Source organism: Barnesiella sp. CU968 (assembly GCF_905219685.1).
GTDB classification, from domain to species: Bacteria; Bacteroidota; Bacteroidia; order Bacteroidales; family Muribaculaceae; genus Lepagella; species Lepagella muris_A.
This window is the reverse complement of record NZ_CAJMXD010000251.1, coordinates 1-4,385: the sequence shown is the minus strand read 5'-3', so window position 1 is coordinate 4,385 and position 4,385 is coordinate 1. Positions and strand designations below refer to the sequence as shown.

Sequence of the window (4,385 nt, the reverse complement as noted above, 5' to 3'; positions counted from 1 at the left end):
ATGTCGAATTGTTAAATACAAATGAATCGCCAAATCGTTCATTATAAAAACATTAGACAATATGAACGTATTGGAGATTCTCAAAGACTTCACCTTTCGGTGTAAGTCGGTATTTGAAAATACAACAACCAAGATGAGCAAAAGGTTCCTCAACTGGCTGATTTTAACAATACGCACTGTGGCGTTGATTCCGGGCAAAGTCAATTTTACCCGGCTGTCGCGCTATGGCGGTCGTACAGCCAAGACCTTTGCCTCCAATTTCAAGACATCCGTAGACTGGATGAAAGTCAACATAGGTATGGCACTGGATTGTTTTGGATCGTCCGATGACATGGCAGTGGCAATCGATCCGTCGTTCATTTCAAAGTCAGGCAGCTTGACGTATGGCATAGGCCGATTCTGGTCAGGGGTGGCACAACGTGTCAAACGCGGTCTGGAGATAATGGCGATCGGGGCAATAAGCCTGAGTAAACATACATGTGTGATGCTCGGTGCTGTCCAGTCACCGAACTTCAGGACTCTTGAATCCGAGAGACACATGTCAATGCTTGGCTGGTATGTGGCACTTGTCAGGTCAAAGGCGACAGAGCTGCTCTCACTGACGGATATTCTGGTTGCCGATGCCTTTTTCTCCAAATATGAGTTTGTAAATGAAGTGATTGGCATGGGATTTCGATTTGTCGGGAGATTACGTGCCAACTCATATCTGAGGTATCTGGCAATACCGGATTCCTCTGCCCCGTGCAGACGTGTCGTGGTCTGTCCGGTTGAAAACGGAGAGCCTCTCCTGTACTTCTCCACCGACACCGACATGAGACCTGAAAAGATCATCGATTTCTACCGCATCCGCTTCCAGATTGAGTTCGGCACACGCGATGCCAAACAGTTCACAGGACTTCAGTCTCAGCAGACCTGGGACAGGGATCGGCTTGACTTTGCGTTCAATCTTTCCTTCACTGCCCTCAATGCCTGCAAGGAGGTCATAAGGAAAGATTATCCGAGTCTTTCGTTAGCGCAATTCAAACGGCTTATATTTGAATCTTATCTCAAAATAATTCAGAAAATAAATCATCGGTTGACTCAGTTAGCGGCTTAGCCAAGGCTGAACAACCTCAAATTTTACCGAATCATTGTAATCCGTTTCTTATTTGGGGCAAATACAAACGCCGCCTGCTGAAAACGACGCTCACCGTTTCTTTCCAGTTCCACCACACGCAAATGGACGGGGCGCACGTTTCCCGCTTTTTGGACGGGGTTCAGAAAGAAATTGATAAATTGAGAATATAAGTTCAGGGGAAAACGCTATCTTTGCAGAACTAACAGAAAAATAAATAGTTGTTCAACAATATGAAATGGCAGTTGTGCATATAGCTACGCTCAACGAATAGCATTTCAAATTATTGCTATTCAGCAATAGACAGGCTTATGTTTTAAGTTTGCCTGTTATTGTTTTGCCATTATTCCTTATTATAAATCTATAAGATTGTCGTGCTGCTTAAAGCGGCAGGATGTATTGTATCATATTGGTTTGAACAAATGAATTATACCTATAAAAAAATCTGGCTCATCGCTTTTCCTGTAATGATGAGCATCCTTATCGAACAACTGATAAATATTACCGATGCTTTGTTTTTAGGGCATGTGGGTGATGTGGAATTGGGCGCATCTGCCCTTGCCGGAATATGGTTCTTGGCAATTTATATGCTCGGCTTCGGGTTCAGTTTGGGGTTGCAAGTGGTAATTGCCCGCCGAAACGGAGAACAGCGGTATGCAGAAACGGGAAAAACTTTCTTTCAGGGATTGTTTTTCTTGCTGATACTGGCGGTACTCCTCTGTCTGCTATCCAAGATATTTTCTCCCGTTCTGTTGAAGCATCTGATAACTTCGGATGATGTTTATAATGCGGTTATCCGCTATTTAGATTGGCGTATTTGGGGATTGTTGTTCTCTTTCCCGTTCCTTGCCTTACGCTCGTTTTTGGTAGGCATTACACAGACAAAATCCCTGAACATGGCGGCTTTCACAGCCGTACTGGTAAACATTCCGCTGAACTGGCTCCTGATATTCGGCTTCGATATGGGTATATCGGGAGCGGCTATCGCATCTTCATCTGCCGAAATGTGTTCGCTGGCTGTATTGGCTGCATATATGTTTCGACACATTGATAAAAAAGCGTATGGCTTATACTGGCGTATTGATATAACGGTATTGAAAGAGGTGTTTTCTATCTCTGTATGGAGTATGCTCCAGTTCTTTACAAGTGTAGCCATTTGGTTTCTGTTCTTCGTGGCTATCGAACGTTTGGGAGAAACGGAATTGGCAGTATCAAACATTGTAAGAAGTGTTTCCGCACTGTTTTCCGTTATCGTCAATGCATTGGCAAGTGTCTCCGGCTCTTTGGGGAGTAATCTGATTGGTGCAGGTGAAAAGAAAAAAGTATTTCCGCTTTGCCATAAGATTATCCGTTTAGGATATGCGACAGGTATTCCACTGATTGCTTTTGCGTTGTTCTTTCACCAGCACATTATAGGGGCTTATACGGAAAATCCCGCTATCGTACAGCTTGCATGGCCGCCTTTTCTTGTCATGCTATTGAATTACTTCTTTGCACTACCCGGTTACGTCTATCTGAATGCTACAACCGGAACGGGAGCGACACGGACGGTATTCATTTTTCAGGTGATAACTACTATTGCTTATCTGTTCTGCTTATGGGGATTAGATTTTTGTGATGTTCCGTTAGTGGCATATTGGGCAGTGGAATACTTATATGTGATACTGCTTGGTACACAATCCGTCATTTATCTTAAATATAAACAATACTAAGAACTGAAATTTATGATGAACAAGATATATCCCCGTAAAGGTGACACGCAAACCGTTTATTTGAATGCTGTCGTAAAAGACCCGTCTATCGAAATAGGCGACTATACCATTTACAATGATTTTGTTTCAGACCCGTGTCTGTTTGAGCAAAACAATGTGTTGTATCACTATCCCATTAACCATGAACGGCTGATAATTGGAAAGTTCTGTTCTATTGCTTGCGGCGTAAAATTTCTGTTCAACTGTGCCAACCATACCNTGAAATCACTATCGACTTACGCGTTTCCGCTGTTCTATGAAGATTGGGAATTGGATAAGGCAAATGTGGCTTCCGCTTGGGACAACAAAGGCGACATCGTGATAGNCAATGACGTATGGATAGGCTATGAAGCCGTTATTATGGCTGGTGTCCATATCGGTGACGGTGCTATTGTTGGCACACGGGCGGTTGTGACGAANGATGTGCCGCCCTATACCATTGNGGGTGGTGTCCCTGCAAAGGAGATACGAAAGCGGTTCAGTCCTGATATAATAGAACAGATGCAGGATTTGAAATGGTGGGANTGGTCGGTAGATAAGATACGGGAGTTTTTGCCTTATCTGAAAGATGGACGTTGGGATAAATTACAGGCAGTATGAAATCAATCAAGAATCTAATTTCACTCGGCTATTTGCTGATGGCACTATTGGTTATCGGCATAATGTATATTTGGTATAAAGAATGGTGCGATTTAGAGAAATTGGAAGTTCAAAATCGTCATATAGATACTTTTCGCCAAGAATCGCACGAAATATTTGTTCTTCTTATTGAACTTTCTTTATCAGGCGAGACAGTATTAAAATGGGAATATGCAGATTTGGAACATTACCATTATCAACGAATGGTAATGGACAGTATACTATGCCGTTTCAAAACTATTTATCCGACAGAGCGCATAGACAGTGTACGCCATCTTCTCGAAGATAAGGAACGACAAATGCGTAAAATCGTGCAGGTATTTGAACAGCAACAAGCCATCAATGATAAGATCACTCGTCAAGTACCCATAATCGTACAGAAAAGTGTGCAGGAACAACCGCAAAAACCGAAGCGGAAAGGATTTCTCGGCATATTCGGCAAGAAATAAAAGCCAAAGCCAACCGTGACCACAACAATGCTACGTTCCCTCGACCGGGACATGATAGCCGAGCAACGGGCGCAAAGCCGCCGTCTGTCGGGATATACCGACAGCCTTGCGTCACGAAACGCGGAACTTAACCGGCAACTGTACAACCGTCTGCGATAGCAGGTAAGCCATAAAAAGAAAGCCGTCCAGATTTTGGGCGGCTATTTTTGTGAGGTTTTCCAGCGGCCAGGGAGCAGGTCGCGGTATTTCTCGATGGGTGTGTTCGGAGGCCATGCGGCGCAGCGGTCGATTATGTCGCAGAAGTAGTCGAAGACGTTGACTCCGCACTGATAGCAGGAGCCGGCGTCTCGTCGAACCGTCCCTGAAGAAACTCGTTCTGGCGTTGCAAAAACTCTATCAACTCGTTCTTTTTCATGGCATAAAGTTACGAAA

General features: G+C 43.9%; 4 protein-coding genes and 2 pseudogenes. 5 read left to right on the top strand and 1 reads right to left on the bottom strand.

All coding sequences use genetic code 11. The features are described 5' to 3' along the window. Positions 1-61 precede the first annotated feature (61 nt). From JX312_RS14335 to JX312_RS09710, 5 genes and pseudogenes are all read left to right on the top strand, one after another. Positions 62-1,096: a transposase gene (locus tag JX312_RS14335; protein WP_370541496.1), complete on the top strand. Its 1,035-nt coding sequence runs from the start codon at positions 62-64 to the stop codon at positions 1,094-1,096. Continuing rightward, positions 1,051-1,287, top strand: a pseudogene (locus JX312_RS14330) (CatA-like O-acetyltransferase); the annotation flags it as partial. The gene JX312_RS14335 and the pseudogene JX312_RS14330, both read left to right, overlap by 46 nt. Before the next feature lie 249 nt (positions 1,288-1,536). Then, positions 1,537-2,826: an MATE family efflux transporter gene (locus tag JX312_RS09720; protein ID WP_204457851.1), complete on the top strand. Its 1,290-nt coding sequence runs from the start codon at positions 1,537-1,539 to the stop codon at positions 2,824-2,826. A gap of 12 nt (positions 2,827-2,838) precedes the next feature. Further along, the gene (locus JX312_RS09715) at positions 2,839-3,465 is read left to right on the top strand and encodes a CatB-related O-acetyltransferase (protein WP_204457850.1); all 627 of its coding nucleotides are present in this window, start codon (positions 2,839-2,841) and stop codon (positions 3,463-3,465) included. Continuing rightward, positions 3,462-4,109, top strand: a pseudogene (locus JX312_RS09710) (histidine kinase); the annotation flags it as partial. The gene JX312_RS09715 and the pseudogene JX312_RS09710, both read left to right, overlap by 4 nt. Before the next feature lie 133 nt (positions 4,110-4,242). On the opposite strand, the gene JX312_RS14235 reads toward JX312_RS09710, so the two are convergent. Beyond that, positions 4,243-4,368: a hypothetical protein gene (locus JX312_RS14235; RefSeq protein ID WP_255563914.1), complete on the bottom strand. Its 126-nt coding sequence runs from the start codon at positions 4,366-4,368 to the stop codon at positions 4,243-4,245. Positions 4,369-4,385 lie beyond the last annotated feature (17 nt).

Coding starts and splice junctions, on each gene's coding strand:
- JX312_RS14335 (WP_370541496.1), top strand. CDS start 62: ATGAACGTATTGGAGATTCTCAAAGACTTCACCTTTCGGTGTAAGTCG.
- JX312_RS14235 (WP_255563914.1), bottom strand. CDS start 4,368: ATGAAAAAGAACGAGTTGATAGAGTTTTTGCAACGCCAGAACGAGTTT.
- JX312_RS09720 (WP_204457851.1), top strand. CDS start 1,537: ATGAATTATACCTATAAAAAAATCTGGCTCATCGCTTTTCCTGTAATG.